The organism is Rhizobium sp. P2_G9, from assembly GCF_056403475.1.
In genome coordinates this window covers 1-1,944 of sequence record NZ_JBFUFK010000118.1, presented here as the reverse complement: position 1 = coordinate 1,944, position 1,944 = coordinate 1, and the positions used below count along the sequence as shown (strand labels likewise).

Sequence of the window (1,944 nt, the reverse complement as noted above, 5' to 3'; positions counted from 1 at the left end):
TGGTGACGGTGATGCTGTCGGTATAGTCATGACCCGCCTTGAACTCGTCATGGGCATCGTTCATGACATAGGTCCAGGTACCATCGGCAGCGATCGAGAACTTGCCGAAACCGTGGCTGCCATCGACATCCGTCTGCACATCGAAGGCGGCAGAGCTGTCGACRTCGGAAGCATCCAGCTTGCCGCCAGTGTTTTGAGCCGAATCCGTCTCCGTCAGTTCCTGGGTGCTCGTTCCTGTGATGAGGGCCGCGTCATTGGTGCCRTGGATGGTGACGGTGATCACCTGGCTGGTGCCGTCGGCGGTGGTGACGGTGATGCTGTCGGTATAGTCRTGACCCGCCTTGAACTCGTCATGGGCATCGTTCATGACATAAGTCCAGGTGCCGTCGGCGGCGATGGTGAACTTGCCATAGCCATGGCTGCCATCGACATCCGTCTGCACCGTGAACAGTGCCGAACTGTCGACGTCGGAAGCATCAAGCTTGCCGCCGGTGTTCTGGGCAGTGTCGGTCTCCGTCAGTTCCTGGGTGCTCGTTCCTGTGATGAGGGCCGCGTCATTGGTGSCGTGGATGGTGACGGTGATCACCTGGCTGGTGCCGTCGGCGGTGGTGACGGTGATGCTGTCGGTATAGTCGTGGCCTGCCTTGAACTCATCATGAGCGTCGTTCATGACATAGGTCCAGGTGCCGTCAGCGGCGATGGTGAACTTRCCGAAGCCATGGCTGCCATCGACATCSGTCTGCACATCRAAGKYGGCAGAGCTRTCGACRTCGGAAGCATCGAGCTTGCCGCCGGTGTTCTGGGCTGCGTCGGTCTCCGTCAGTTCCTGGGTGCTGCTGCCGCCGATCACGGCTGCATCATTGGTGCCGTGGATAGTGACGGTGATCACCTGGCTGGTGCCATCCGCCGTGGTCACGGTGATGCTGTCGGTATAGTCATGCCCCGCCTTGAACTCGTCATGAGCGTCGTTCATGACATAAGTCCAGGTGCCATCGGCGGCGATCGAGAACTTGCCGAAACCGTGGCTGCCATCGACATCCGTCTGCACATCGAAGGCGGCAGAGCTGTCGACGTCGGAAGCATCCAGCTTGCCGCCGGTGTTCTGGGCAGCGTCGCTTTCTGTCAGTTCCTGGGTGCTGCTGCCGCCGATCACGGCCGCGTCATTGGTGCCATGGATGGTGACGGTGATCACCTGGCTGGTGCCGTCGGCGGTGGTCACGGTGATGCTGTCGGTATAGTCATGACCCGCCTTGAACTCGTCATGGGCGTCGTTCATGACATAGGTCCAGGTACCATCGGCGGCGATCGAGAACTTGCCGAAGCCATGGCTGCCATCGACATCGGTCTGAGCCGTGAACAGCGCCGAGCTGTCGACGTCGCTCGCATCGAGCTTGCCGCCGGTGTTCTGGGCAGCGTCGCTTTCTGTCAGTTCCTGGGTGCTGCTGCCGCCGATCACGGCCGCATCATTGGTGCCATGGATGGTGACGGTGATCACCTGGCTGGTGCCGTCGGCGGTGGTCACGGTGATGCTGTCGGTATAGTCGTGGTCTGCCTTGAACTCGTCATGGGCATCGTTCATGACATAGGTCCAGGTGCCGTCGGCAGCGATCGAGAACTTGCCATAGCCATGGCTGCCGTCGACATCGGTCTGGGCCGTGAACAGCGCCGAACTGTCGACGTCGGAAGCATCAAGCTTGCCGCCGGTGTTCTGCGCCACATCACTTTCAGTGAGCGACTGCGTGCTGCTGCCGCCGATCACCGCGGCATCATTGGTGCCATGGATGGTGACCGTGATCACCTGGCTGGTGCCGTCGGCCGTGGTGACGGTGATGCTGTCGGTATAGTCATGACCCGCCTTGAACTCGTCATGGGCATCGTTCATGACATAGGTCCAGGTACCTTGAACTCGTCATGGGCATCGTTCATGACATAGGTCCAGGTACC

1 protein-coding gene is annotated in these 1,944 nt (G+C 60.3%); it reads right to left on the bottom strand.

Annotated elements, in window-relative coordinates:
* The coding region (locus AC1DYF_RS40210; RefSeq protein WP_477884512.1) for a VCBS domain-containing protein at positions 1-1,882 on the bottom strand (1,882 nt) is incomplete at its 3' end.
* Positions 1,883-1,944 lie beyond the last annotated feature (62 nt).